General features: G+C 71.1%; 18 protein-coding genes and 1 tRNA gene. 10 read left to right on the top strand and 9 right to left on the bottom strand.

Annotation, left to right across the window (positions count from 1 at the left end):
* Nucleotides 1–72 precede the first annotated feature (72 nt).
* Entirely contained in the window at nucleotides 73–1,560 is a 1,488-nt protein-coding gene (locus NAM01S_RS02010) for a cytochrome P450 (protein ID WP_067778253.1), read from the top strand.
* A 7-nt stretch (nucleotides 1,561–1,567) separates the two neighbouring features.
* On the opposite strand, the gene NAM01S_RS02005 is transcribed toward NAM01S_RS02010, so the two are convergent.
* Nucleotides 1,568–2,407, bottom strand: a complete 840-nt coding sequence (locus NAM01S_RS02005; RefSeq protein WP_372507983.1) for a serine hydrolase — start codon at nucleotides 2,405–2,407, stop codon at nucleotides 1,568–1,570.
* Nucleotides 2,408–2,560: 153 nt separating this feature from the next.
* Nucleotides 2,561–2,758: a hypothetical protein gene (locus NAM01S_RS02000; RefSeq protein ID WP_245909832.1), complete on the bottom strand. Its 198-nt coding sequence runs from the start codon at nucleotides 2,756–2,758 to the stop codon at nucleotides 2,561–2,563.
* 188 nt (nucleotides 2,759–2,946) lie between these two features.
* On the opposite strand from NAM01S_RS02000, the gene recC reads away from it, so the two are divergent.
* From recC to recD, 3 genes are all read left to right on the top strand, one after another.
* Entirely contained in the window at nucleotides 2,947–6,519 is a 3,573-nt protein-coding gene (gene recC / locus NAM01S_RS01995; protein ID WP_067778251.1) for an exodeoxyribonuclease V subunit gamma, read from the top strand.
* 145 nt (nucleotides 6,520–6,664) lie between these two features.
* Nucleotides 6,665–10,066 carry a UvrD-helicase domain-containing protein gene (locus tag NAM01S_RS01990; RefSeq protein WP_067778394.1) on the top strand — a complete coding sequence of 1,134 codons (3,402 nt, stop codon included), beginning with the start codon at nucleotides 6,665–6,667 and terminating at the stop codon, nucleotides 10,064–10,066.
* Nucleotides 10,063–11,961, top strand: coding sequence for an exodeoxyribonuclease V subunit alpha (gene recD, locus NAM01S_RS01985; RefSeq protein ID WP_067778250.1), 1,899 nt, complete (start codon nucleotides 10,063–10,065; stop codon nucleotides 11,959–11,961). The genes NAM01S_RS01990 and recD overlap by 4 nt, the downstream gene beginning before the upstream one ends.
* 29 nt (nucleotides 11,962–11,990) lie before the next feature.
* Here recD and NAM01S_RS01980 read toward each other — a convergent pair whose 3' ends face one another.
* Nucleotides 11,991–12,872, bottom strand: coding sequence for an amidohydrolase family protein (locus tag NAM01S_RS01980; RefSeq protein WP_084482281.1), 882 nt, complete (start codon nucleotides 12,870–12,872; stop codon nucleotides 11,991–11,993).
* Nucleotides 12,869–13,909, bottom strand: a complete 1,041-nt coding sequence (locus NAM01S_RS01975; RefSeq protein WP_169810794.1) for a nucleoside hydrolase — start codon at nucleotides 13,907–13,909, stop codon at nucleotides 12,869–12,871. The genes NAM01S_RS01980 and NAM01S_RS01975 overlap by 4 nt, the downstream gene beginning before the upstream one ends.
* A 157-nt stretch (nucleotides 13,910–14,066) precedes the next feature.
* Between NAM01S_RS01975 and NAM01S_RS01970 the strand changes: the two genes are divergently transcribed.
* Complete coding sequence (locus NAM01S_RS01970; protein ID WP_067778249.1) at nucleotides 14,067–14,651, top strand: TetR/AcrR family transcriptional regulator; 585 nt, start codon at nucleotides 14,067–14,069, stop codon at nucleotides 14,649–14,651.
* A gap of 235 nt (nucleotides 14,652–14,886) precedes the next feature.
* Here the strand turns inward: NAM01S_RS01970 and NAM01S_RS01965 are convergent, their stop codons facing one another.
* Nucleotides 14,887–16,485: an MFS transporter gene (locus NAM01S_RS01965; RefSeq protein WP_084482279.1), complete on the bottom strand. Its 1,599-nt coding sequence runs from the start codon at nucleotides 16,483–16,485 to the stop codon at nucleotides 14,887–14,889.
* Between the two features lie 176 nt (nucleotides 16,486–16,661).
* Here NAM01S_RS01965 and NAM01S_RS34675 point away from each other — a divergent pair.
* Both NAM01S_RS34675 and NAM01S_RS01960 read left to right on the top strand, forming a co-directional pair.
* Nucleotides 16,662–16,721: transfer RNA gene (locus tag NAM01S_RS34675), tRNA-Gly, on the top strand.
* Nucleotides 16,722–17,002: 281 nt separating this feature from the next.
* On the top strand, nucleotides 17,003–18,601 hold the full coding sequence (locus NAM01S_RS01960) for a TROVE domain-containing protein (RefSeq protein ID WP_067778248.1): 1,599 nt from the start codon (nucleotides 17,003–17,005) through the stop codon (nucleotides 18,599–18,601).
* A 398-nt stretch (nucleotides 18,602–18,999) separates the two neighbouring features.
* Here the strand turns inward: NAM01S_RS01960 and NAM01S_RS01955 are convergent, their stop codons facing one another.
* The gene (locus tag NAM01S_RS01955) at nucleotides 19,000–20,346 is read right to left on the bottom strand and encodes a CoA transferase (protein WP_084482277.1); all 1,347 of its coding nucleotides are present in this window, start codon (nucleotides 20,344–20,346) and stop codon (nucleotides 19,000–19,002) included.
* A gap of 40 nt (nucleotides 20,347–20,386) precedes the next feature.
* On the opposite strand from NAM01S_RS01955, the gene NAM01S_RS01950 reads away from it, so the two are divergent.
* The gene (locus NAM01S_RS01950; protein WP_067778247.1) at nucleotides 20,387–21,151 is read left to right on the top strand and encodes a thioesterase II family protein; all 765 of its coding nucleotides are present in this window, start codon (nucleotides 20,387–20,389) and stop codon (nucleotides 21,149–21,151) included.
* A gap of 71 nt (nucleotides 21,152–21,222) precedes the next feature.
* Here the strand turns inward: NAM01S_RS01950 and NAM01S_RS01945 are convergent, their stop codons facing one another.
* The gene (locus tag NAM01S_RS01945; RefSeq protein WP_067778246.1) at nucleotides 21,223–22,017 is read right to left on the bottom strand and encodes an O-methyltransferase; all 795 of its coding nucleotides are present in this window, start codon (nucleotides 22,015–22,017) and stop codon (nucleotides 21,223–21,225) included.
* Between the two features lie 70 nt (nucleotides 22,018–22,087).
* Entirely contained in the window at nucleotides 22,088–23,518 is a 1,431-nt protein-coding gene (locus NAM01S_RS01940; protein WP_067778245.1) for an SDR family oxidoreductase, read from the bottom strand.
* A gap of 245 nt (nucleotides 23,519–23,763) precedes the next feature.
* Here NAM01S_RS01940 and NAM01S_RS01935 point away from each other — a divergent pair, with 245 nt between their 5' ends.
* Both NAM01S_RS01935 and NAM01S_RS01930 read left to right on the top strand, forming a co-directional pair.
* The gene (locus NAM01S_RS01935) at nucleotides 23,764–24,453 is read left to right on the top strand and encodes a PRC and DUF2382 domain-containing protein (RefSeq protein ID WP_067778244.1); all 690 of its coding nucleotides are present in this window, start codon (nucleotides 23,764–23,766) and stop codon (nucleotides 24,451–24,453) included.
* An 84-nt stretch (nucleotides 24,454–24,537) separates the two neighbouring features.
* Complete coding sequence (locus NAM01S_RS01930; protein WP_245909834.1) at nucleotides 24,538–25,041, top strand: flavin reductase family protein; 504 nt, start codon at nucleotides 24,538–24,540, stop codon at nucleotides 25,039–25,041.
* Between the two features lie 7 nt (nucleotides 25,042–25,048).
* Here the strand turns inward: NAM01S_RS01930 and NAM01S_RS01925 are convergent, their stop codons facing one another.
* Nucleotides 25,049–25,987, bottom strand: a complete 939-nt coding sequence (locus NAM01S_RS01925; protein ID WP_067778381.1) for an alpha/beta fold hydrolase — start codon at nucleotides 25,985–25,987, stop codon at nucleotides 25,049–25,051.
* Nucleotides 25,988–26,026: the final 39 nt, after the last annotated feature.

The raw sequence follows: 26,026 nt of genomic DNA, 5'->3' as shown, positions 1-26,026 counted from the left end.
GGCGGCGCCCGATCCGCCTGAACGATTGGGAAGAAGAGAATACGATGAATGCTGTCGTTCAGGAGGTGTGCGATGGTCGCCGAAGACCGGGTCGCCGTCCGAAAGCGCAGCGTGCGCGCCGCATCGGAGAACGCGGATCTCATCGACATTCCCCAGGCGAGCGTCATCGATCGCGTGCTGCGCAGGCTGCCCGAACGCCACCGGGTGCTTGCCGCTCCGCCGCGCGGCAGCGCGACCGTTCCGGTGCACGGCGATATCGGGCTGCCCTACCTCGGCCGCGCGCTGCACTACATGCGCTGGGGGCCCGCCGAGATGGTGGACCGCCACCGCCGCTACGGCCCGGTGGCGCTGAACAGCTCGCTCGGCATCGACCGGGTGCTGGTGTCCGGACCCGAGGCGATCGACGAGGTGCTCGGCAGCCGCCGCCGCGATTTCGGCCAGGGCTGGGACTACTTCATCGGCCCGTTCTTCCGCCGTGGGCTGCTGCTGCTCGAATTCGACGAGCACATGTACCACCGCAGGATCATGCAGCAGGCCTTCACCAGGGACCGCCTCGCCGCGCATCTGGCCGCGCTGACACCGGTCGCGCGGGCGGCGGTGGCGCGCTGGGTGCCGCCCGGCCGGGACCGGACCACCGTGCGGCTGTACCCGACCGTCAAAGAGCTCACGCTCGAGATCGCGGGGGAGACCTTCATGGCGGTCGACGTCGGCGCGCGACGGCGCGACCTGATCGACGCCTTCGTCGACTGCACGCACGCCGGTCTGTCGATCGTGCGCCACCCGATTCCCGGCGGGCGCTGGCGCGCGGGCCTGCACGGCAGGCGGGTGCTCGAGCAGTACTTCACCGAGATGCTGCCCGCCAAGCGGCGCTCGCGGGACCCGGACTTCTTCTCCGGCCTGTGCCACGCCCGCAGCGAGGACGGCGCGGTGTTCTCCGACGCCGACGTGGTGAACCACATGATCTTCCTGATCATGGCCGCCCACGACACCACGACGACCACCGCCACCGCCGTCGCCTACTACCTCGGCAAACATCCGGAGTGGCAGCGCAGGGTGCGCGCCGAGGTGCTCGCGGCGGACGCCGAAACCGGCGACGCCGCAACGACCATCGCGGACCTTGACCGCCTGCGCGATCTGGACCTCGTGGTCAAGGAGTCGCTGCGGCTGATGCCGCCGGTGCCGGGTCTGGTGCGCCGCGCCGTGCGCGACACCGAGATCCTCGGCCACTACATTCCCGCGGGCACCGCGGTCGACCTGGCCTATCAGGTCAACCACCTGCTGCCCGAGCTGTGGACGAGGCCCGAGGTGTTCGATCCGCTGCGCTTCGCCGAACCGCGCCGCGAGGACCACTCGCACCGGCTGGCGTTCCTGCCCTTCGGCGCGGGCGCGCACAAGTGCATCGGCATGCACTTCGGCACCTTCGAGGTGAAGACCCTGATCTCGGCGATGGTGCGCGACTACGAGTGGGAGATCCCCGACGACTATCGAATGCCGTGGGGATTCACCACGATTCCGTTCCCGCGCGACGGCGCCCCCATGCTGCTGCGCCGCCGCGCGTGATCGCGGGTCAGCGACCGGCGAGCAGCATCTCCGCGACCTTGGTGTCGGTCTCGGCGCCCTCCTGGTAGCCGCCCGCGTCACCGAGCGAGCTCATGATCGCCAGCGTGTACCGCTCGTCGGGGCCCGCGAAGCCGACCGAGTTGACCACCCAGCCGCCCTGCTCGGCCGACCAGCCGTTCTTGAGACCCGGCCGCATGCGAGCGCCCGCGCCCCAGACGCCCCAGTGCTGGTTGTAGTCGACCGAGCGCATCCGGTCGAGCAGATAGTTGCGGTCGTCGGGGTGCATCGCGGTGAGCACGTGATCCATCAGCCGGTCCAGGTCGGCGGCGGTGCACTTCTGGAACGACCAGTCGGGAAAGAGTGCGGTGGTGGTTGGCTGCGGGACGAGCGAGACCATGCCGTTGGCGCGGAAGGCGTTGTTGTACGCCATCCGGTCGAAGCCCGCGTACTTGTTCCAGAGCAGGTCGGCGGCGGCGTCGTTGGAGGTGGCGAGCATCGCCTCCATCTGCTGGCGGTCCTCCGGCGAGAGCGCGATGGCGCCGACGCGGGCGCGGTTCAGCAGATCCGCGGCGATCGCGAGTTTGATGGTGGAGGCCGTCCACACGGAGTTCTCCGCGTGCTCGTTCGCGTACACCCCGCCGGTCACCCGGTCGCGCACGACGTAGCCCGTGACGCCGGGGCGCGTCTTCAGGTAGGCGTCGACCGCGGCGATGCGACTGCTCATGTCGCAATCGAAGCCGGCAAGGCACGCGGCGGAGGCGCGTGGCGCGGCGGTACCGGGCAGCAGGGTGGGCGCGCTCGGGATCAGGATCGCCGCGGCGGCCAGGACACAGGCGGATGCGGCCACGCGGGGAACTGTCCGGGTGGCGGCCATGGGGTAACGCACGAGGGACCACGATCGCACATCCGCGCCGAGGACGCACGTCTTGAGCTCGGCGGGAAGGTGTGTTACAGCGACCGTTGCGCGCTTGTACCGCAGCGAGTTTCGTCGCACCGCGATTCAGGTGAAGGCGGCGCGCAGTTCCTCGACGGTGCGTCCGTTGAGTCGATAGCAGTGCTCGAACGCCTCGGTGTGGCGCTCGCGCGGCCAGGTGTGCAGGACGACGGCGCGGCCGTAGTGGCGCGAGTTGACAAGTTCCCATCGGTCACCGACCCGGCGGACCGTGAACCCGCCTCTCGGCAATAGGGGAATCACCATCGCATCCATGAACGCGAACCAGCCTTTCGATGCAGCTCTCCCGTTCCTCCCCGGTGCAGCACTCTGGCACAAGGCTCCGACGGATTCGGCGTGACACGGCCGAGGATTCCGTTCGCCTGTGGCTCAATTCACTCGCCGACGGGCGGGGCGGCGCGGTTGCGCGACGGTCGCTGGCGTATAAACGTGCAATGCCGCTGCACATCCACCGGGCCGAGCGCGCCGACGCCCTGGCGGACGCGCTGGCCGAGTTGTTGGCGACGCCGCAGCCGGATCCGTTCGCGGCGGAGGTCGTCGCGGTGCCCGCCAAAGGCGTGGAGCGTTGGCTGACGCAGCGGTTGTCCTCGGTGCTCGGCGTTTCGGCGGGCGGCAGCGACGGTGTCGCGGCGAACATCCTGTTCCCGACCCCCGCGGCGCTGGTCGCCGAGGCGCTCGCGGCGAGTGCCGGTGTGGCCCAGGACGACGACCCGTGGTCGCCGCAGCGCACGGTGTGGACGCTGCTGCGGGTGATCGACGCCGCGCTCGGCGAACCGTGGTGCGCGGTGCTCGCCCGCCACCTCGGCGGCGCCGACCCGTCCGGTCGCGACCACCGGATCGGCAGGCGCTACGCCACCGCGGCGCACCTGGCCGCGCTGTTCGACGGCTACGGCGCCCAGCGACCGGCGCTGATCACCGAGTGGGCGGCGGGCGCCGACACCGATGGCGCGGGCCGTCCGGTGCCGGACGATCTGCGGTGGCAGCCGACGCTGTGGCGGCGGTTGCGCGCCGAGATCGGCGTGCCGAGTCCCGCCGAACGATTGGACGCGGCCTGCGCGAGACTGCGCGCCGAACCCGACCTTCTCGAACTGCCGCAACGACTTTCGCTGTTCGGGGTGACCCGGTTGCCCGCCGATCAGCTCGCGGTGCTCGCGGCGCTCGGGCACAGCAGGGACGTGCACCTGTGGCTCGCGCACCCGAGCCCGGTCATGTGGTCGGCGATCGCGCAACTGCCGCCCGCGGTGTCCCGTGCCGCCGACGCGTCCGGTGGGGCGGTGCGTCATCCGTTGCTCGCCGGTCTGGCGCGGGATGTGCGCGAGTTACAGCAGCGGTTGTCCGGGCCCGCCGCGGCCGGGTCGGATACATGGCTGTCGGATGGGGTGCGTGATGTGCGGGCGGGCGCCTCGGCAGCGGAGCCGTACGTGGCCGCGCGGTCGGGAGGATCGCTTCCGGCGGCGAAGGCGCCGGTCGGTGGTCCGGCGCCGAACGACTGCGCGCCGACGGGTGTCCCGGTTCCGGCGCCGGGCGACCGTGCGCCGATGGGGGGCTCGGTTCCGGCGACGAACGACCGTGCGCCGGTAGGGGTCTCGGCAGCGTGGGGGCGCGGTGAACGGCAGGCGCCGACCACCCTGCTGGCCGCGTTGCAAGCGCACATCCGCGACGATGTGTGGCCGCCCGCCGAGCACATTCCGGCCGACGACAGCGTGCGGGTGCACGCCTGCCACGGACCGGCCAGGCAGGTGGAGGTCCTTCGCGAATGCCTGCTCGGGCTGTTCGCGGACGATCCGACGCTGGAACCGCGCGACGTGCTGATCATGTGCCCGGAGGTCGAGGCGTACGCGCCGCTGGTGCGCGCGGCGTTCGGCTCGCGCGCGGGCTCCGGCGAAACCGTCACGGACGCAGCCCATCCCGCGCACACGCTGCGGGTGCGCCTGGCCGACCGCGGCCGCGATGTGACCAATCCGCTGCTCGCGGTGATCGGCGTGTTGCTGGAGCTGGCCGACGGGCGCGTCACCGTCACCCAGGTGCTCGACCTCGCCGCGTCCGAAACCGTCCGGCGCCGTTGCGGATTCGACGACGACGCGATCGAGCGACTGCGCGGCTGGGCCGCCGAATCCGGTGCTCGCTGGGGAATCGGGCAGCGCCAGCGGCAGGCGTTCGGGCTGGCCGACTTCGCCCAGAACACGCTGAACGGCGCGGTCGACCGCATCCTGCTCGGTGTCACCGCCGACGAATCCGCCGACGACTGGCTGGATCTCGCGCTTCCGCTGGACGACGTGGACAGCAACGACGTCGATCTCGCAGGCCGGTTCGCGGAGTTCATCGATCGTCTCGCGGTCTGCCTGCGCGACCTGCGCGGTCCTCGTCCTGCGCACGAGTGGGCCGGTGTGCTCGGCCGGGCGCTGGATCTGCTCACCGACGTCCCCGACAGTCAAGCCTGGGTGCGCACCGAGGCGCGCAGGGAGATCGCCGCGGCCACCGAACACGCGGGCGCGGTGCCGCTGCGACTCGCCGACGTGGCGGTGCTGCTGTCGAGCAGGCTGGCCGCCCAGCCCACCCGCGCCAACTTCCGCACCGGCGAGCTCACCGTCTGCACCATGGTCCCGATGCGGTCGGTGCCGCACCGCGTGGTGGTCTTGCTCGGGCTCGACGACGACGTCTTTCCGCGCGCGGGCGGCGTGGACGGTGACGACGTGCTCGCGCGCGATCCCCTGCTCGGCGAACGCGATCCGCGCAGCGAGGATCGGCAGTTGCTGCTGGACGCGGTGCTCGCGGCGCGGGAGAAGCTGCTGCTGTTCCACACCGGCGCCGACCCGGTCAGCGGCGCGCACCGCCCGCCGGCGATCCCGGTCGCCGAACTGCTCGACGTGCTGCGCGCCCACGTCGGCGCGGCCGGTATGGACGCCGTGCTCACCCGCCACCCGCTGCAAGGCTTCGACCGCCGCAACTTTCACGCCGAACGCCCGTTCAGCTTCGACACGGTCGCGCTGGCGGGTGCGCTGGCCGCGGGCCGAGCGCCCCAGCCCCGGCCGTCGTTCCTGCCGGAACCGCTGCCCGCGCCGGAACCGTCGGACGTGGCGCTCGCCGACCTGATGTCGTTCGCCGAACATCCGGTGCGCGCCTTTCTGTGGCAGCGGCTCGGGCTGCGGGTGCCCGAACACGAGGAGGACATCGCCGACCGGCTGCCCATCGAACTCGACGGCCTCGCGAAATGGGAACTGGGCGAACGCATGCTGACCGCGCGGCTCACCGGTGCCGACCCCAATGGGCTGCGCGCCGCGGAGTGGCGGCGCGGCACCCTGCCGCCGTTCGGGCTCGGCGGCGCGGTGCTCGACGAGATCGAGCACACCGTGGACAAGTTGGTGCGCGCCTCGCTGCCGGACTACGAGGGCCAGGCGAGAGCCGTCGACGTCGCCATCGATCTCGGCAACGGTCGCATGCTCACCGGCACGGTGCCGGAAGTGCGCGGAGAAACGTTGGTGCGCACCACTTTCTCGCGCCTGGCGCCCAAACACCGCATCGCCGCGTGGGTCGCGCTGCTCGCGCTCGCAGCGACCGAGGACCGCTCCTGGCGCGCGGTGACCACCGGGCGCGGCCAATTCGGCCGTCCCGCATGGCGTTCCGTGCTCACCGCGCCGGACGCGCCCGCCGCGGTGGCGATCCTGCGCGAGCTCGTGAAGCTGCGCGACGCGGGTCTCACCGAACCGCTGCCCGTCGCCCCCGCCGCGACCGCGGCCTACGCCGAACGCCGCTTCCGTGGGTCGACCGCGGAGGAGGCCTTCGCCGCGGCCGAACGCGAATTCAACGGCGGTCCCAACGGTCCCGGCGCTTTCGGTGATCACACCGATCGCCACCTGCGCTACGTGTGGGGCTCGGCGCCGCGGTTGGAGCACCTGATGGAAGCTCCCGCCCCGGCGGGTGAGCCGGGAGAGAGCACCCGGTTCGGCGCGCTGGCCCGTCGCCTGTGGGCGCCGCTGCTCGGCGCGGAAAGCCAGGGGCAGCCGTGATCTCGATGCCATCTCCGTACAGGTTCGGAGTCCGTCCCGGCGTGTCTGCGCCTGTTTCCGCGCTGGCGTGGTGCGATTTTTACGGGCGGCTGTTCGGCGCCCAGTTCGAGGCAGTTCTGGGACGGGGCGAAAGGCGGTGCGCGGCATGACCGTTCAGGACGACATCCTCGCGCCCTCCGCGATCGCGTCTTTCGACCCGTTCGGCCCGCTGCCGACCGGCACCACGGTGCTCGAGGCCAGCGCGGGCACCGGCAAGACGCACGCCATCGTCGGGCTCGCGGTGCGCTACGTGGCCGAGGCGGGTGTCGAGATCGGCCAGCTGCTGCTGGTGACCTTCAGCCGGGCCGCGACCCAGGAGCTGCGCGAACGCGCCCGCGACCGGTTCGTGACGGTCGCGGCCGCGCTGGCCGACCCGGAGGCGGCGCGGGCGCACGCCGACGACCTGGTCCGGCACCTTGCGGACGCCGACGCCACGGAGGTGCGGCGCAGGCGAGCCAGACTCCTCACCGCGCTCTCGGATTTCGACGCGGGCACCATCGCCACCACGCACAGCTTCTGTCAGCGCATGCTCGACGAGCTGGGGCTCGCGGGCGAACACGACCCGGGTTCGCGCCTCGTGGAATCGGTCGACGAGCTGACCTGCACGGTGGCCGACGACCTCTACCTGCACCGCTACGCCCGCGCCACGCCGCCGTTCGCGCTGAAGGAGGCGCACAGCCTCGCGCTGGCCGCGGTCCGCGACCGGCACGCCCGGCTGGTACCGCGCGGCGACGGAACCGCGGGGGAGCGGGTGGCCTTCGCCGAGGCGGTGCGCGCCGAGACCGAGCGCCGCAAACGCCTTGCGGGACTGCGTGATTTCGACGACCTGCTGGTGCTGCTGCACGACGTGCTCGCCGATCCCGACCACGGCCCGCGCGCCTGCGCCCGCATCCGGGACCGCTACCGCGTGGCGCTGGTCGACGAGTTCCAGGACACCGATCCGCTCCAGTGGGACATCCTGCGCCGCTCCTTCCACGGCGAGACCACCCTCGTACTGGTCGGTGATCCCAAGCAGGCCATCTACGCCTTCCGCGGCGCGGAAGTGCTCAGCTACCTGGACGCGGTCGCGCACGCCGACCGGCGCAGCGAGCTCACCACCAACTGGCGCAGCGACGCCGGACTGCTCGCCGCGCTCGAGCGCGTGCAGGGCGGCGCCGCGCTTGGCCACCCCGAGATCACCGTCTACCCGGTCGCCGCGACGCGACCGTGGTCGCGCCTGTCCGGGCCCGCCGAGTTCGTCACCCCGATGCGGGTCCGGTGCCTGCCGCGCACGGGGGCGGGCCCGCTGAACAAGTCCGGCTTCCCGTCCGTGGGCCGCCAGCGCGCCAAGGTCGCCGACGACCTCGCCGCCGACATCGTGCGCCTGCTGGAATCCGGTGTGCGACTGACGGTTCCCGGGTCGAAGGCGAACGCGGACTCGGCCGAGCAGGCGCGAGAATCGGTGCCGGACACCGACATCGACGGCGTCGTCCGCCGTCCGGTCGGGCCGGGCGACATCGCCGTGCTGGTGCGCACGCGCTCCCAGATCGATGTGGTCCGTGCGGCGCTGGACCGGGTTGGCGTCGCCTCGGTGCTCGCGGGCGGCACCAGCGTTTTCGGCACGCCGAGCGCCACCGACTGGCTGTGGGTGCTGCGCGCGCTGGAACAGCCGCACCGATCCGACCGCGTCCGTTTGGCCGCGTGTACACCGATCCTCGGTTGCACGGCGGCCGACATCGACAGCGGCGGCGCCGATCTCGTCGGACGGGTGAGCGCGCAGCTGCGCGAGGCGGCCCGGCTTTTCGCCCGCGCCGGATTCGCCGCGGTCTACGAAAAGCTTTCCGCCGAAACCGGTCTCGCGCCGCGGCTGCTCTCGATCGAGAACGGCGAACGCCAGCTCACCGACCTCAGGCACATCGCCCAGCTGCTCGATAAGGTCGCGCTCGCCGAGGGGCTCGGCCTGACCGCGCTGACCCGCTGGCTGGCCGATCAGGTGCGCGACCCCGCCGCGAGCGCCGTCGCCGACCGCTCCCGCAGGCTCGACCGCGACGCGGCGGCCGTGCAGATCGCCACGGTGCACGCCAGCAAGGGCCTCGAATTCCCCATCGTCTACCTGCCTTTCGCGTGGGACAGTGCCAAGAACCCGTACCCCGCCACCCTGCTGTTCCACGACGACGACGGCGCGCGCGTACTCGACGTGGGTGGCCAGGAGGCCGTGGGCTACGCCGAGCGCAAGCTGCGCAGCGAGGCCGAGGAGGCGGGTGAGGAACTGCGGTTGCTCTACGTCGCGCTGACCCGCGCGATGTGCCAGGTCGTTGCCTGGTGGGCGCCTGCGATCACCACTGCCGCGGCGCCACTGCATCGGATGATCCTCGGCCGCCCTGACGGCGGCGAGACGGTGCGCGGCCGGGCCGCGGTGCCCGCCGACCAGCAGGCGGTGCCGATGCTGGCGGCGTGGGCGGCCGCCGCGCCGGAGGCGATCTCGGTGACCGCGGTGGAACCGGCCGAGGACGTCGAGCCGCGCAGGGTGCGCACCGAACAGCCCGGCGGCGACCTCGCGGCCGCGCGCTTCGACCGCGTCATGGACCAGCAGTGGCGGCGCACCTCGTATTCCGCGCTCACCGCGGGCGCGCACGAGATCGCCGCGGACACCGAACCGGAGGACGAGCGCGGGCCGGAGGACGAGCCGTCCGCGCCGCCCCCCGACACCACCGAACCGGCCTTTGTCGCCGCACCTTCCCTGATGAACGCGCTGCCCTACGGCGCGGAGTTCGGCACCCTGGTGCACGGCGTGCTCGAGCGGATCGACACCGGCGTGGCGGATCTCGACACCGAAGTGCACACCCGCTGCCGCACCGCTGTCGAGGAGTTGATGGCGGACATCGATCCCGCCGTGCTCGGCGCTGCGCTGCTCGCCGTGCTGCGCACGCCGCTCGGATTCGGTTGTCTCGCCGACCTTTCCCGCCGTGACCAGCTTGCCGAGCTGGAATTCGAGCTGCCGCTGGCCGGTGGTGACACCCCGGCCGCGCGGGCGGCGACGCTGCGCGGCATCGCGGATCTGCTGCGCGAGCACCTGCCGCCCGACGACGATCTGGCGTGCTACGCCGACCTGCTGGCGAACCTGGAAGACATCCAGCTGCGCGGCTACCTCACCGGCAGCATCGACGCCGTGCTGCGCGTCGCCGATCCCAGCGGCGCACCGCGTTTCGTCGTCGTCGACTACAAGACCAACCGCCTCGGCACCGGCGATCTGACCGTCGACCACTACACAAGGGAGCGGATGGCCGCCGAGATGCTGCGCTCGCACTATCCGCTGCAAGCGCTGCTGTATTCCGTTGCGCTGCACCGGTATCTGCGCTGGCGACTGCCAGGCTACGACCCTTCCCGCCACCTCGGCGGCTGCCGGTACCTGTTCGTCCGCGGCATGGTCGGACCCGAGACACCGCACGGGCGAGGCGTTTTCGACTGGACGCCACCCGTCGCGCTGATCATCGCCCTGTCGGATCTGCTCGCGGGGGAGGGCCGGTGACGTCGATTCAATTGGCGCAGCGCGGCACTGGGCTGTTACGGGTCTTCAACGAGGCCGGTGTATTGTCCGCCGCCGACGTGCACGTCGCGTTGCGGCTCGGGCGGTTGGGGCGCGAGGACTCCGAGGAGGTGCTGTTCGCGGCGGCCTTGGCCGTGCGGGCGGTGCGCTCGGGCTCGGTGTGCCTGGAGCTGAATCGGATGCGGGAGATCGGCGTCGACGCGGACGAGGACTGGGACGCGGGGGCGGGCGTCGACCCGGCGACGCTGCCGTGGCCGGACATCGCGGCGGTGACGGCAGCGCTGAAGGTCAGCCCGCTGGTCTGCGGCGGGCCCGCGGGTCCGCTGTGTCCGCTGCGGCTGGTGCCGCCGCAACGCGGCGACGACACCGGCCCGCTGCTCTACCTGGACCGTTACTACCAGCAGGAGCAGACGATCCGGCGGGTGCTCACCGAACGCGCGGCGACCCACCCCAAGATCGACGTCCCCGTCGTGCGGCGGGAACTGGACCGGCTCTTCGACAGCCCGCTCGGCGAGGGGCCCGACCGGCAGCGCCTAGCCGCCGCGCTGGCCGCCACGCACTGGACCACCGTGGTGGCGGGCGGGCCAGGCACCGGGAAGACCCACACCATCGCCCGCGTTCTCGCGCTGCTCGAGGCGCACCGCAGGGCGAACCCCAAGGCCGCCGCGCTGCGTATCGCGCTCGCCGCGCCGACCGGCAAAGCGGCCGCGCGCCTACAGGAAGCGGTCCGCGAACAGGCGGGCGACTTGGGCTTGCCGGAGCTGACGGCCGCTACATTGCACCGCCTGCTCGGTTGGCAGCGCGGGCGTCGCACCCGATTCAAGTACCACGAGTTCAACCGCCTGCCTTACGACGTCATCGTGGTCGACGAGACCTCCATGGTGTCGCTGACCATGATGAGCAGCCTGCTCGCCGCGCTGCGCCCCGACACCCGCCTGGTCCTGGTGGGCGACCCCGACCAGCTCGCCTCGGTGGACGCGGGCGCGGTGCTCGCCGATCTGGTCGCCGGACCCGTTGCCGGGGAACCGAATCCGGTGCTCGACGAGATCATCGGCGAAGGCGCGCACGGGCCGGGCCACGACGCGGAGGCGCTCACGCCGCTGGAGCGGACGCGGCTGCGCGGCGGCATCGTCCGGCTCACCAGGGGGCGGCGTTTCGGCGGTCGGATCGCCGATCTGGCCGTCGCGGTGCGCGCGGGCGACGCCGACGCGGCGCTGGAGTTGCTGCGCGCGGGTGGTCCCGAGCTGTCGCTGTGCGCGCCGGAGGACACCGCGCCCGTGCGCGGGGACGTGGGGCGGGCTGCGCGGGCGGTCACCGACGCCGCCGTCGACGGCGACGCCGCCGGTGCGCTGCTCGCGCTGGAATCGCACCGGCTGCTGTGCGCGCACCGGCAGGGCCCGTTCGGCGTGGAGCGCTGGGACCGGATGGCCGCGGACTGGGCGGCGGCCTCCGGCGCGGGGCCCGACACGCACTACGCCGCTTGGTATCCGGGACAGCCGCTGCTGGTCACCGCCAACGACCACGAGGCGCGCATCTACAACGGCGACACCGGCGTCATCGTCCGCATGCCCGACGGATCGTTGCGCGCGGCCCTCCAGCGCGGCAGCGAGCCGTACCTGGTGCACCCCACCCAATTCCCCTCGGTGGTCACGGTTTTCGCCATGACCATCCACCGCAGCCAGGGCAGCCAGTACGACACCGTCTCCGTCGTGCTGCCCGAACCCGAATCCACGCTGCTCACCAGGGAGTTGCTCTACACCGCGATCACCAGGGCACGCAAACACGTGCGCATCATCGGCACCGACGAGGCCATCCGCGCGGCCGTGGACCGCCGAGTGCTGCGCGCCAGCGGACTCTCCCGCCGCGAGACCCGCTGAAACGCAGTAGGTTGCGCAGCGACGTCGAATCAGCTCAGCGAGAAGAGATCGACCGCATTGCGATAGCAGACCTGCCCCACCCAATCGTCACCGAGTTCCAGGCGCTCCAGGGCTTGGATGGCGTGGCCGTAGCTGTAGGGGATGTTCGGGAAATCGCTGCCGAACAGGATGCGCTCGCCGTATTCGCGCACCCGGCCGTACTCGGCGACGGGGAACGGAGCGTCCGCCTCGCTGAAATCGGTCCACACCATCGTGGTGTCGAGGTAGACGCCGTCGTGCCGCTCCGCCAGATCGAGGAACTGCGCGTACTCGGGGGTGCCCATGTGCGCGACGATCAGCTTCAGGCGCGGGAAGCGTCGCAGCAGTTCGGCGATCGGCTCGGGGCCGGTGAATCGGCCGGGAGCGGGACCGGACCCGCAATGGATCAGCGCGGGAACGCCCGCGTCCTCCAGCAGTCCCCAGACCGGGGTGAGCAGCGGATCACCGGGCGGGAAATCGCCGACCTGGATGTGCACCTTGAAGACTCGCGCGCCGCGTTCGAGCGCGGTCGCGACGTAGTCCGCCGCACCCGGCTCGGGGTAGAAGGTGGCGGTGTGCAGGCATTCGGGGGTGCGGGCTGCGAACTCGGCGGTCCAGTCGTTCAACCACGCGGCCATCTCCGGCTTGTGCGGGTACACGAGCGAGGTGAACGCGCGAACACCGAAGTCGCGCAGCGTCTTCAGTCGCACCTGCTCGTCCTCGCGATAGGCGATCGGCCAGCTGCGGCCGGTCAGCGGGCCCACCGAATCGAAGTACGACCACACCTTGCTCAGCACCCGTTCCGGCATGAAATGGGTGTGCACGTCGATGATTCCGGGCAGGCCGAGGCGCGCGCGGAAGTCGGCGAGGTAGGAATTGTCGTCGTCGATCACCGAAGATCCTTCGTGGGCAAGGGATAGAGATTCTTCGCGAAATCGCCGACCCGGGCGATGAGCCGATCGAAGAACAGCTCGGGATCGGTGTCGACGACGATGTCCGCGTTGGGTTCCCGCCCCCACATGCCCGCCCAATCGGCCACCGTCGTCGCCCGCGTCAAGGTGCCGGTCAGCTCGACGTCGACGGTCGCGGGCCTGGTGCGCGCCAGGGACGGGTCGAGTGCCACCGCCGCGGCGAAGGGGTCGTGCATGTGCGCGAGATAGCCCTGGTCGTAGGCGCGGTGGAACTCGAAATAGAACCGCACGGCGTCGGACACGTGGCGCACAACGGGATTCGAGGCCACCGATCGGGTGCCCGGCACGTCGTCCTCCGACACCGTCTCCGGAGGGTGGCTGAGCGCGCGCTCGGCGAGCAGGGCCAGGTGCTTCGGATGCATCTCGATGGTCTCGGTGATGTCGAGGGCGCACACCACCGGTCGGCGGTCCGGCGGTGCGGCGGAGAAGGCGTCGAACACCTCCTTGGCCGCCTCGGGATCGACGTGCACGTTCCACTCGTTGGTCGGCGTGGTGTTGCCCGGATGGTTGAACGCGCCGCCCATGATCACCACTCGGCGCAGCAGTCGCGGCAGCTCGGGTTCGATCCGCAGCGCCAGCGCGAGATTGGTGAGCGGACCGGTGCACAGGCCGATGATCTCGCCGGGATGTTCGCGGGCCAGCGCCACCCACATCTGCGCGGCCGTGCGGTCGGAACACGTGCGCCGGGTCTCGGGCAGTTCGGCGTAGCCGATGCCCTGCGGGCCGTGCGTGTCCTCGGTGGTGCGCAAGGGGATGGCCAGCGGCTCGGCCGCGCCGAGGGCGACCTCGATCTCCGGCGCCCGGCACACATCCAGCCACGCGAGATTGTTGGCCGCGACCTGGGCGGCGGGCACATTGCCCGCGGTCGCCGCGATACCGAGGATTCGCGCCTCGGGGGAGGCGAGCAGGTACAGCAGGGCCAGCGAATCGTCGATTCCGGTATCGACGTCCACGATCATCTTCTGCCGCACGATTCGACAGTAATCGACTCCGCCGGGCGCGCTCCGGCCAGTGTCCCGGGTGCGGCCGAAGGGGGCACGGCGACGCTCGGGCAACCGGCGGTGGTTGAACGGACGTCTAGGACGTACGTCTGAGACATGCCGTATTCTGGCCCGCATGGGAAACCGTGAAGATCTCTTGGCCGGAGCTCGCAAGGCGATCATGGAGCGCGGCGTCGCCAAGACCACCGCCCGCGACATCGCGAACGCGGCCGGGGTCAGCCTGGCCGCGATCGGCTACCACTTCGGTTCCAAGGACCGGTTGATCACCGAGGCGCTTGCCGAGGCGCTCGGCACCGGCATCGGCGACAGGATGGGTGAGCTGATCGAGGCGACCGAGGGACGTCCGATGTCCGAAGCCTTCGCCTCGATGATCGACGGACTGTCCGCGGTCTTCGCGGCCAACCGCGAAGGCATGCTGGCCAGCTTGGAGAATCTGCTGCGCATGGCGCGCTCGCCGGAATCGCAGCGGTTCATGGCCGAGAGCGTTGTCGAGGCGACCGCCGACCTCGCCGCCACTCTGCGCGAAGCCCACCCGCACTTGACCCAGCCGCAGGCCGAAGCGATCGGCGAACTCTACTTCGCGCTCACCCAGGGGCTTTCGATGCTCTGGTTGATCAACGACGGCGCGTTGCCGAGCGGCGCCACCCTGTCGACCGCGTTCGCGGCGCTGGCGGACGGGCCCGAGACCGCGGCTCGATAGAGGTTTCGGCTCGGAGCCGCTGTTTCGCTCGCGTCGATCGCTCGCGCTCGGGTGTGCGCCAAGTTGCCCCGCAATGACCGCCGTGGCTTCTCGGGATGCTGTTGTGCACGCCGCGCAGGGATGCGATGTCTGCGAGATTCATGCGTCGACGCCACTGGTTGGTCGCGGCGGTTGTTCCATCGATCTGCCTGCTCGGACGATATGCCCGCTCGGATCTCGAGTGTCGGCAGTCGAGTCAGTCCTCGTGGGTCAGCGGGCCCGCGGGGATATCGCGCAGCCTCCGCACCGACACCACCGCGACGGCCAGTGCGGCGACGCCGGCGATGCCCGCGGTGATGTGCACACCGTGCAGGAATGCTTCGCGCGCCGCCGCGAGCACGGATTCGCCGAGATCCATCGGCACCTGGGTCGACACCTGCACCGCCGCACCCAAGGTGTCGCGGACGGACCCGGCGTCGGCCTCGGAGAGCCCGGCGGGCAGCGAGGACGACAGGTCGCCGCGGTAGATCGCGATGCTGATGCTGCCCAAGATCGAGATGCCCAGCGCGCCGCCGAATTCCGCGCCGGTTTCGGAGACGCCCGAGGCGGCGCCCGCCTGCTCGGGCGGTGCGGCGCCGACGATGAGTTCGGTGGTGATGCCGAAGACCGGCGCCAATCCCAGCGCGGAGATCACCGAAGCCGCCAGTGCCAGACCGTAGCCGTCGGACGCGGTCAGCTGCGTCATCATCAGCAGCCCGACACCGGCCATGGCCAGCCCGCCGCCGATCAGGTAGGCGGGCCGCACCAGCTGAACCAGCCGCGGCGCCAGCTGCGATCCGACGATGAACCCGAGACCGGAGGGCACCATCACCAGACCGGTCGCCATCGGTGACATCGCGAGCACCAGTTGGAAGTACTGCGCGACGAACAGGAAGTAGCCGAACGCGACGAAGATGCCGACGACGTTGATCAGCAACGCGACGCGGAACCGGCTCAACCGGAACAGCCGCAGGTCCAGCATCGGGTCGGCGCTGGTGAGCTGACGCCGCACGAACAGCACGCCGAGCGCCGCGCCACCGATCAGGCCCGCGAGCGCTGCCGCGCCGACACCGTCCTGGGCGATCTTCTTCATGCCGAACACCACCGCGATCATGGTGCCCACGCACAGCGCGGCGCTGATCGGATCGAGCCGCCCGGCCTCGGGATCGCGGAACTCCGGAAGCACCTTGGGGCCGAGCACCAGCAGCAGCACCATGACGGGCACCGCGAGCAGGAACACCGATCCCCACCAGAAGTTCTCCAGCAGCACGCCGCCGAAGATCGGCCCGACCGCGCCGCCCGCCGAGAACGCGCCGACCCACACGCCCACCGCCACCGAACGCTGCCGGGGATCGCGGAACATGTTGAAGATCAACGACAGCGTGGACGGCGCGAGCGTGGCGCCCGCGATGCCGAGCAGCGCGCGGCAGACGATCAGCGCCTCGGCGGTGGGCGCGAACGCCGCCACCACCGAGGCCACCGCGAACGACGCCGCGCCGATCATCAGCATGCGGCGGCGGCCGATCCGGTCGCCGAGGGTCCCCATGGTGATCAGCAGACCGGCCACCATGAAGCCGTAGACGTCGATGATCCAGAGCAGCTGCGAGCTGGTCGGATGCAGGTCTGCGCTGATCATCGGGACCGCGAGGTGCAGCACCGTGAGGTCCATCGCGTAGACGAGGCAGGCGAGCGCGAGCACGAGGAGCCCGACCCACTCGGTCCGTCCGGCGAGCGCGGGGGCCCCGTCGTGCACGCTCTCGTCGACGATGTCCACGGTGCGAGTTCCTTCCGGCGTGCCGATGTCGATGGCTGTCATGTGAGTGCAGACGACGTGTGAACTCACATTTCATCGCCGATACCCGGCCGAGTGCAAAGGATTTTTCGCGGATCGACCGCGTGCGTCGCTGGGCGGTGTGTGCGGAGATTTAATTCGGTGGCGTGCGGTCGGGCCGGGGTCCTACAGTTCGGTGCGTTGGCAATCCGAAGGGGCGGGCCGGAGTCGGTCGGTTACCACTTCCACTGGAGCGGTTGCGGGTTCGAATCCCGCCGGCAGCGCATGTTGCCGTAGCTCAATCAGGTAGAGCACTACTATCGGTCGGCACACCACGACCGCCCCGCCGGATTGCCAGGACGCGAAGAACGGGCCGGAGTCGATCGGTTATCTGGTTTATCGGGTTCAACTCCTGACGCGCTCCGCATGGGGCGTGGTCCGGTCGGCACACCACGACCGTTCTTCGCGTCTCGTCGAACGGGGGCGGCGGAAGCCTGTTGGCGCACGACTCGTCCGTGCCCCGTTCCCGACACGCCTCTCGCGAGGCCGGAAACGAGGAAACATGGACGCGCTGGCCGGGATCAACACCCGCTCCACGCCGCAGACGGAGCGGGCGGACGCACGACAGGTGCGCAACAACGCGGGCGGCTTCGGCTTCGAGGTCACCCCCGAGGTACGGCTGCGCCGGTTCCTGACGCTGGGCACCGACGGCGGCACCTACTACGCGCGCGCCGCGGAGCTGACCAAGGAGAACGCCGAGGTCGTCCTGGATTTCGCGCGCGACCGTACCGCCGAGCTGGTCGCCGAGGTCGTCGCGATCTCCACGGCGGGCCGCGCGCCCAGGCAGAACCCCGCGCTGTTCGCGCTCGCCGCCGCGGCCTCGCTCGGCGATGTCGACGGCCGCCGGACCGCGCTCGACGCGCTGCCGTTGGTGGCGCGCACCGGAACCCACCTGTTCCTGTTCGCGCGCTACGTCGAGCAGTTCCGCGGCTGGGGCCGTGGGCTGCGCCGCGCCGTCGCGCACTGGTACGTCGAGAAGACCGTCGACGATCTCGCCTTCCAGGTGGTGAAGTACCGCCAGCGGGAAGGGTGGACGCACCGCGACCTGCTGCGGCTCGCGCACCCGGACACCGCAGAGGCGGACCGCAAGCGCCTGTTCGACTGGATCTGTGGTCGCGAAGCGTCCCTGGACGGGCTGCGGCTCGTCGAGGGCTACCACCGGGCGCAGGCGGCGCCTGTCGGCGAGATCCCCGATCTGGTGCGTGCGTACCGGTTGTCCTGGGAGATGCTGCCCGACGCCGCGCTCGACCGGCCCGCCGTGTGGGAGGCGCTGCTGGACAACGGGATTCCGCAGACGGCGCTGATGCGCCAGCTGCCGCGACTGACCCGGCTGGGGTTGCTCGCCCCGCTGGGGGAGCGGGCCGCCGCGGTCGCGCGTCAGCTCGCCGATCCGGCGCGCCTGCGCAAGGCGCGGGTGCACCCGGTGAACGTCCTCGTCGCGCTGCGCACCTACGCCGCGGGCCGATCCGTGCGCGGCGATGGCCGGTGGGAGCCGTCAGCGCCGATCGTGGACGCGCTGGACGCCGCGTTCTACGCGGCGTTCGAGGCGGTGCGACCGACCGGCAAGCGGCACCTGCTCGCCCTCGACGTGTCCGGGTCCATGGCCGTGCAGATCGGCGGAACACCGCTGACGGCACGGGAGGCCAGTGCCGCCCTGGCATTGGTGACCGCCAGTACCGAAAACGCGCACTCCATCGTCGGTTTCACGTCCGCGAGCGGTGCGTGGGCCGGCCAGGCGGAACTGACACCGCTCGCGATCAGCCCGCGCCAGCGGCTGGACGACGCGGTGCGCGCCGTGTCCGCGCTGCCGTTCGGCGGCACCGACTGCTCCCTGCCGATGACCTACGCGCTGGAGCAGGGACTCGAGGTGGACGTGTTCTCGATCTTCACCGACTCCGAGACCTGGGCGGGCCGCATCCACCCGCACCAGGCCTTGCAGCGCTACCGCCGCGAGGTCAACCCGCACGCGAAGCTGGTCGTGGTCGGCATGACCGCCACCAACTTCAGCATCGCGGACCCGTCGGACGCCGGAATGCTCGACATCGCGGGCTTCGACGCTGCGGTCCCGACCCTGCTCGCGGACTTCGCCCGCGACGACTGACAGGACGCCGCGCAAGCCGGTGCGCACCCACGGATCTTCGGCCCGCAACGCCGCCACGGCATTGCAGGCCGAAGTCCACTCCAGGTGCGACCTGCACATCGCCGCTCGACGGGTCTCGCCCGCATGCTCAGGTTCGTCCGAGACGTGGAGTGCCCGCCGACGCGGCTTAGAGTCCGCCGGCGGTCACAACGCCGGATCTCGGAGCCGTGGACCCGAAGTAGTTCTGCGGCGGCGCGCACCGCACTTGCGCGGCCCAACCTGGGGGTGGCTCACCGCGTCTGGCGCTGCCAGCGGAGCGCGGGCCGTTGCCATCCGGGCGCTCACACCATTCGGCCGACACCCGTCGCTGCTCACCCTCCACGCGGTAGCGCCCACCACCGCGCGAAGGACGCAGCGCCCTACCGGGTACGGACCGGCCAAGCGGGCGAGCCCGCGCCGAATTGCGGGGCGGGCCAGGCGTAATCCGGGTACTCCGCCAGGGCTGGCGCGGCCGTCACGAGGGCGCCGTGGCGCACGGTCAGTTCGGGGTTGGGGGCCGTTGCGGGGCTGTGCTGGAGGGTGCGGGCCGGGTGGGTGAGCAGCCAGGAGGCCGTGCGCGCCAAGGAGACTCGTACGTCGCGGCCGATGCCGTCGTAGGTGCGGGCGGCCAGCGCGTCGATCACGCCCGCGGCCAGCAGATAACCGGAGGCGTGGTCGAGTGCCTGCGCGGGCAGTGCGCCGGGCACCGAGGGCGCGCCCTCCAGGATGGAGATGCCGGTGGCGGCCTGCACGATGCTGTCGAAGCCGCGGCGCGCGCCCCACGGACCGGACTCGCCCCACGCGCTGACCCGGCCGTGCACCAGGCCGGGGCGCACGGCCGTGATGAGCCCCGCGTGCTCGAGCGCGCCGGGACGATACCCGCTGACGAGCACGTCGGCCGAGGCGAGCAGATCGTGAAACACCGCCGACTGGGCGCGCAAGTCGACGACCGCGGAGTGCTTGCCCTGGCAGGTGTCGGCGTACTGCCACGGGATCTCGGGCAACCACGGCGGATCCACCCGCAGCACCTCGGCCCCCAGCAGCGCCAGCGTCCTCGTGGCGACCGGCCCGGCGATCACCCGCGTCATGTCGAGCACGCGCACGCCGCGCAAGGGCTGGAACGGCGTTGCGTCGGAACGGAACTGCGCGCCCGCTCGATCCTGGCGCGGTTCCATGGCGACCACCGGGCCGGACGCGGCGGCATGCGCCTGCGGACTCGCGGCCCACTCGTCCTCGGTGCGCACCTGCACCGCGATCGCTCCCGCCGCCGCGGCGTTGTCCTCGATGTCGGAGGCGCGGCTCATGGCGATGTGGGCGACCGCGAGATCGAGGGGCGCGTCCTCCGGTAGGCCGAGCGCGGCGAGCAGGCGGGTTCGGTGGTGGGGGTAGTTGGCGTGGGTGCGCACCCACCCGTCGAAGGTGGGGAAGAATCCGGACAGATCGGCGAACATCGATACCGGGCGGCCGTTCGCCCGCAGCAGGCTGTCGCTCGAGAACGCGGCGGTGATCCGTTCCGGATCGATCCGGTGCGGCACCGGAGCCAGCCCGTGCGCGTCGCGCAACCGGTTGGCCGCGGCAGCCACGGCGGCCACCGATCCCGCGGCCAGTGACCATACCGGCAGTGTCGCAGCGAGATTGCTGCCAGGATCGGGGGAGTGCGTAATTTCGGAAGCGGGGACTCCGATTCCGGCTTCGTAGTCGTGGACCAGCCGTGCGTGCGCGTTCACCAGATCGAGACTAGCCGCACCGGAGGAGAAGGAGACCGACGTGGACGAGACGATCACCGCCACCGACTGGCTGCGCGTGCTGCGCACCGAACCGGCGCCGCGTCATTACCTGGTGTGTTTCCCGCCGGGCGGCGGTTCGGCAACCGCCTACCGTGAGCTGGCCCGCGAAATCGGTTCCGGCGTGGCGGTACTGGCCGTGCAATATCCGGGTCGACAAGATCGACTTGCCGAGCAGGCGGTCCCGGATCTGCACGCGCTGGCCGACCTGATCGCCGGGGAGTTGCTGGCACGCGGTCCTCGGTCCGGTCTCGCGCTGTTCGGGCACAGCATGGGCGCCACCCTCGCCTACGAGACCGCCCGCAGGCTAGAGGACGGTGGACAGGAACTGACCGCGCTGTTCGTCTCGGGCCGTCCCACACCGTCTTTCGCCGAACCCGCCCGCTTGCATCTGGAGTCCGACGAGGCGCTCATCGCGGACCTGGAGCGCCTCGCGGCCGACCCAGCGCCGATCGCGCTGCTGCGCACCGAACCCGGCCTCGCCGACCTGGTGCTGCCCGCGGTGCGCAGCGACTATCGAGCCGTGGAGACCTACGCGCACCGGAAGAGCGCGCCGCTGGCCTGCGATCTCGCCGCGCTGGTCGGCACCGAGGACCCGACCACCACGCCGGAGCAGGCCGACGAATGGCGGGCGTTCACTTCGGGCGGGTTCGAGCGCGCGACCTTCCCCGGCGGCCACTTCTACCTCGACGAACACGTCGGCGCGCTGGCGGAATTCGTCACCCGGCACCTGCGCGATCGCGGCTGAACCGTCCGGAAACGCACGCACGCGAATCGAACTCGGTGGCACCGAATACCGTAGGACCGAGCGGAAACCGATCAGCCGAGGTATTCCGACTCGAGGACGAGATCGTGCAGCAGCGATTGGTATTCGACGTGCGTGCGGTGCTCCACGGTGCGCCAGGACAGACCCTGGTTCTCGCGCATGTAGCGCAGGTAGTCCGGCGCGCCGGGGATCTTCACGTTGTCGGCGACGACGAGGCTGCCCGGATGCAGCCAGTGCACCTCGAGCAGCGCGAGCAGGTCGGGCAGATACGCGGTCTTCAGGTGGTCGAGGAAGACGAAATCGAGCGCGCCCGAAGCGAATCCGTGATCGACGGCGAGCGTGCGCATGGTCGTGCCGCCGTCGCCGATCTTGCCGACCACCACCTCGACCCGATCGCCGAGTCCGGCGTGCGCGATCACCTCGGTCGCGATCGCCGCGTTGGCGGCACTGGCCTCCACCGAGACGAGCCGCCCTTTCGGCGGCAGCAGCCGTCCCGTCCGCACCGCGCTGTATCCGCAGTAGGCGCCGAGCTCCAGCGCGAGCAGCGGCTTCGCCCGCACCACCGCGGCGTCCAACAGCAAGCCCTTCTCGTCGCCGACGTTCATCAGGATGCTGCGGTTGCGCGCGAAATCGTCGAAAGCGGCGAGCACACTGTCCGGGTCGCCCGCCGTCGCGGTGTGCAGCACGTGCTGCCGGACGGCCTCCTCGCGGCCGTCGCCGACCTGCCCGGTGCGCAGCACGGATCGTCCGCCGAGCGCGAAACGGATCGTCGACCAGCGCAGGAACGGCGCCTTGTCGCGCAGCAGAGCCCCGAGTCCGGTGCGCCGCGCTCCACCCTGATCCGCCATGCGCCCTCCGATCGTGGTAGCCGGTGTCACCCGCGATTCTGCGCGATCGACCCGGCACGGTGAAGGAGGCTCACCACGGCGAGGGCTGATAGTCCTTGAGGAAGCAGCCGTAGAGGTCGACGCCGTCCTCGCCCCGCACGATCGGGTCGTAGACGCGGGCGGCGCCGTCCACCAGGTCGAGCGGCGCGTGGAAGCCTTCCTCGGCCAGGCGGATCTTGGTGTAGTGCGGGCGCTCGTCGGTGATCCAGCCGGTGTCCACGGCCGTCATCAGGATCGAGTCCGACTCGAACATCTCCTTGGCGCTGGTGCGGGTCAGCATGTTCAGCGCCGCCTTGGCCATATTGGTGTGCGGATGTCCCGGGCCCTTGTACCCGCGGCTGAACTGACCCTCCATGGCGGAGACGTTCACGATGTACTTGCGGCGCGCCGACGCGGCCGCCATCGCCGGGCGCAGGCGCGACACCAGGATGAACGGCGCCACCGAATTGCACAGCTGCACTTCGAGCAGCTCGGTGGGATCGACCTCGCCGACGGTCTGCACCCAGCTGTTGGTGTGCGCCAGATCGGGCACCAGCCCGCCCGCGTCGATCGCCACGCCGCGCGAAATCCGTTCCGGGGTGGCGGATCCCGCGACCAAGGCGAGCTCCGCGACGTCCGCGGCGGTGAGCGTGGGCGCCAGCGAGGCGGTGAGCGCGGTCGGGTGCGCCTGCATGGTCTTGCCGAAGCTCACTACGTCGGGCAGCGCGCCCGCGGGCAGCGGACCGGACTCGGCCTCCACCAGCGCGCTGTAGGCGCCGGGGGAGCGGCGCACGGTCTGGGCCGCGTTGTTGATCAGGATGTCCAGCGGACCCTGCGCGGCGACGTCGTCGGCGAGCGCCACCACCTGCGCCGGATCGCGCAGGTCGATGCCGACGATGCGCAGCCGGTGCAGCCAGTCGGCGCTGTCGTCCATAGCGGCGAAGCGGCGGATGGCGTCGTTGGGGAAACGGGTGGTGATGGTGGTGTGCGCGCCGTCGCGCAGCAGCCGCAGCGCGATGTACATGCCGATCTTGGCGCGGCCGCCGGTGAGCAGCGCGCGGCGGCCGGACAGATCGGTGCGCGCGTCGCGCTTGGCGTGGCTGCTCTCGGCGCACTCAGGGCACAGCTGGTGGTAGAAGGCGTCGACGCGGGTGTAGCGCTGTTTGCAGATGTAGCAGGGCCGCGCGCGCATCAAGGTGCCCGCGCTCGCGCCCCTGGCCGTGGAGGTCAAGGGGATGCCCGCGGTCTCGTCGTCGATACGATTCGGCGAGCCGGTGGCGGTGGCGGCGACCACCGCGCGATCCGCGGTCGAGACCTTGTCGCGCGCCTCGACGCGGCGGCGCTGCTTGAGCTTCTTGAACATGTGCCCGACGGCGCGCTGCACCGCGATCGAGTCGGGGTGTTCCTTGTCCAGCTGTCCGGCCTGGTCGAGTACCCGAAGACAGGTGGCGAGCTCGTCGGGATCGATACTGCTGTCGGCCATCGGGTCTGCGGGGGTCCTTCGTGAGCTGGGCAATCGAAGCCACCATTGTCGCAAACGCCGATGGCGGGTCGCGGTCCGGCTGCTCGGGACTCGGATTCCGAGGCTCGACCGGCCGCTGTTTGTGCAGGAAGGGAGCGGGTAGTTGCCGCTGTGTAACTGATGATCATGCAGGTCCGCGGTGTCCTGCTAATCGTTCGCTCGGCTGGTCGCCGCGATCGTCCGGAGGAAGGATCGAGGAGGAGACCATGACCAACTTGCTGGATTCGGTACTCGGCAGCACCGTCTACGACCGCGACGGGGACAAGGTCGGCAGGGTCAAGAAGATCTACGTGGACAACGCGAGCGGCTTCCCGACCTGGATCGCCGTCTCCACGGGCTTGTTCGGACACGACTCGCTGGTTCCGCTGGCGGGCGCCGAACACCGGCGCGATCGCTCGGCGCTGCAGGTGCGAGTCGGCAAGGACGAGGTCAAGTCCGCGCCGTACCTGGAAGAGGACGGCAACATCAGCCAGCGCAGCGAGCGAGAACTGTTCGACCACTACCACATCGACCCGGCCCTCTCGGCGTGGAAGACCTACGGCAGGCCCTACGGCGAGAACCAGATGGGCAACCAGCCGACGGCCGCGGACCGGGCGATCGATCGCGACAGGCGGACCGGCATGGGGCGGACCGAGGACGTCGAGCCGATCCGTTCCGAGGAGCGGCTGAACATCGGCGGCGACAATGAGACAGCGGGCCCCGCGCGCGTGCGCAAGTACGTGGTCGAGGACGAAGAGACGGTGGCCGTGCCGACGAAGCACGACGAAGCGCGTCCGGTTCGCGAGCCCATCGCCGACCCGTCGTCGGCGCGCGGCGACGACGAGCGCGAGATGACCCTGTTCGGCGACGAGGTCGCCAAGGGCGGCGACGAGCCGCGCGATCCCGATCGGTGGTGACCGGGCGCGCTACGGTGTCGTCGAGGCCGGAGCACCCCCTCGGCGGCGCCCGCGGCCGATGCGTGAGCGAAGGAGAGGTCAGCTGTGCCGAACGACTCGGAGGTGCGCGACGCTTTCGACGCGGTACTCGCCGCGGCGGACTATCCGATCTGGGTGGTCACCACGGTCGCGTGCGGAACCCGCGCGGGATGTCTCGTCGGCTTCGGCACGCAGCTGAGCATCGACCCGCCGCGCTTCGTGGTCGGGTTGTCCGAGAACAACCACACCTTCCGTGTCGCCGCGGACGCCGACCACCTCGCCGTGCACCTGCTGACCGAGCAGGACCGGGAACTCGCGCGGTTGTTCGGCGCCGAAACAGGCGACAGCACGGACAAATTCGCCCGCTGCGCGTGGACCGAGGGGCCGCACGGGCTGCCGATCCTGAGCGCGGCGACGCACTGGTTCACGGGCCGCATCGTGGCCAGGTACGACTTCGGCGATCACGTCGGCGTCGTCCTGGAACCGACCGCGGGGCGCGCCGCCGATTCGGCGCGTCCCGCGCTGCGCCTCGCCGCGGTCCTCGATTTGTCTCCGGGACACGAGGCCTGAGACGAACTCAGCCGCGGGGCAGGCTGGTGTCGGCCGCGGTCAGGTCTTCGACGAAATTGCCGAGCGCCTCGGCGACCAGTAGCGGTTCGGTGCTCGGCAGCCAATGGTCGGCGGGGATCGAACAGCGCCACAGCCGGTCCACCCACCGGGCGCTGCCGTAGTAGAGGAACGGCGGCACCAGCACGTCGGTGGTGTCGACCACCATCTGCACCGGCACCGGGGTCGGCCGGGGGCGCGGGCGCAGCAGGCGGGGCGCCAGGTTGGCGTGCGCGATGCGCGTGCCCGCGATCAGGTCCGAACGCCACGTCGGCGCGATCGGCGCGTACGCGGCGGGGATGCCGCCGAGGAGTTCGATCAGCCAGGTGCGCATCCGCGGCGGATAGGTGACGCGGACGGCCGCGGTGCGCGCCGAGCCCGCGCCGTGCCGCCAGAATTTGCGGTCGGCCAGCAGCCGCTGGATCCGGTGCGGCCGGACGGCCAGCTCGCGCAGCTGGACGCCGAGGTGATCGAGATTGGGTCCGGAGATGGCGGTGAACGAGGCGATCCTGGTGTTGGCGCGCGGATCGCAGACCGCCTCCCACCCCTGGATCGCGCCCCACCCGTGTCCGCAGACGTGCGCGGGCTGGTTCGGGCTGACGGCGTCGAGCACCGCGTAGAGATCGTCGGCCAGTCTGTCGAGCCGGAAAGCGCCCGGGCCGGAGGGTGTTTCGGACTCGCCGTGCCCGCGGGCGTCGTAGGCGACGACACGGAAGTCGTCGGCGAGCAACACGGCGACCTCGCGCCAGACCAGATGGGTGTCGCTGAGTCCGTGCATCAGGACAAGCGGAACGCCGCGCGGGTCGCCCCACTCGAAGACCGCGAGTTCACCGTCGGCGCCGCGTGCCGTGCGCTCGCGTCGCGGGCGGTGGGTTCCGCCCGATCCGATCCTGTCGGACGATTCGGTCATCTGCTCGCCTCGGTCGCTGTCCGTCACTGGCGGGCGCGC

The organism is Nocardia amikacinitolerans NBRC 108937 (assembly GCF_001612615.1).
GTDB lineage: Bacteria > Actinomycetota > Actinomycetes > Mycobacteriales > Mycobacteriaceae > Nocardia > Nocardia amikacinitolerans.
This window is presented reverse-complemented; position numbering and strand designations above follow the sequence as displayed.

Excerpts from the sequence above, each read along its gene's own strand:
- NAM01S_RS02010 (WP_067778253.1), top strand. The coding sequence starts at position 73 with ATGGTCGCCGAAGACCGGGTCGCCGTCCGAAAGCGCAGCGTGCGCGCC.
- NAM01S_RS02000 (WP_245909832.1), bottom strand. The coding sequence starts at position 2,758 with ATGGTGATTCCCCTATTGCCGAGAGGCGGGTTCACGGTCCGCCGGGTC.
- recC (WP_067778251.1), top strand. The coding sequence starts at position 2,947 with ATGCCGCTGCACATCCACCGGGCCGAGCGCGCCGACGCCCTGGCGGAC.
- NAM01S_RS01990 (WP_067778394.1), top strand. The coding sequence starts at position 6,665 with ATGACCGTTCAGGACGACATCCTCGCGCCCTCCGCGATCGCGTCTTTC.
- NAM01S_RS01975 (WP_169810794.1), bottom strand. The coding sequence starts at position 13,909 with ATGATCGTGGACGTCGATACCGGAATCGACGATTCGCTGGCCCTGCTG.
- NAM01S_RS01970 (WP_067778249.1), top strand. The coding sequence starts at position 14,067 with ATGGGAAACCGTGAAGATCTCTTGGCCGGAGCTCGCAAGGCGATCATG.
- NAM01S_RS01965 (WP_084482279.1), bottom strand. The coding sequence starts at position 16,485 with ATGACAGCCATCGACATCGGCACGCCGGAAGGAACTCGCACCGTGGAC.
- NAM01S_RS01960 (WP_067778248.1), top strand. The coding sequence starts at position 17,003 with ATGGACGCGCTGGCCGGGATCAACACCCGCTCCACGCCGCAGACGGAG.
- NAM01S_RS01945 (WP_067778246.1), bottom strand. The coding sequence starts at position 22,017 with ATGGCGGATCAGGGTGGAGCGCGGCGCACCGGACTCGGGGCTCTGCTG.
- NAM01S_RS01940 (WP_067778245.1), bottom strand. The coding sequence starts at position 23,518 with ATGGCCGACAGCAGTATCGATCCCGACGAGCTCGCCACCTGTCTTCGG.
- NAM01S_RS01935 (WP_067778244.1), top strand. The coding sequence starts at position 23,764 with ATGACCAACTTGCTGGATTCGGTACTCGGCAGCACCGTCTACGACCGC.
- NAM01S_RS01925 (WP_067778381.1), bottom strand. The coding sequence starts at position 25,987 with ATGACCGAATCGTCCGACAGGATCGGATCGGGCGGAACCCACCGCCCG.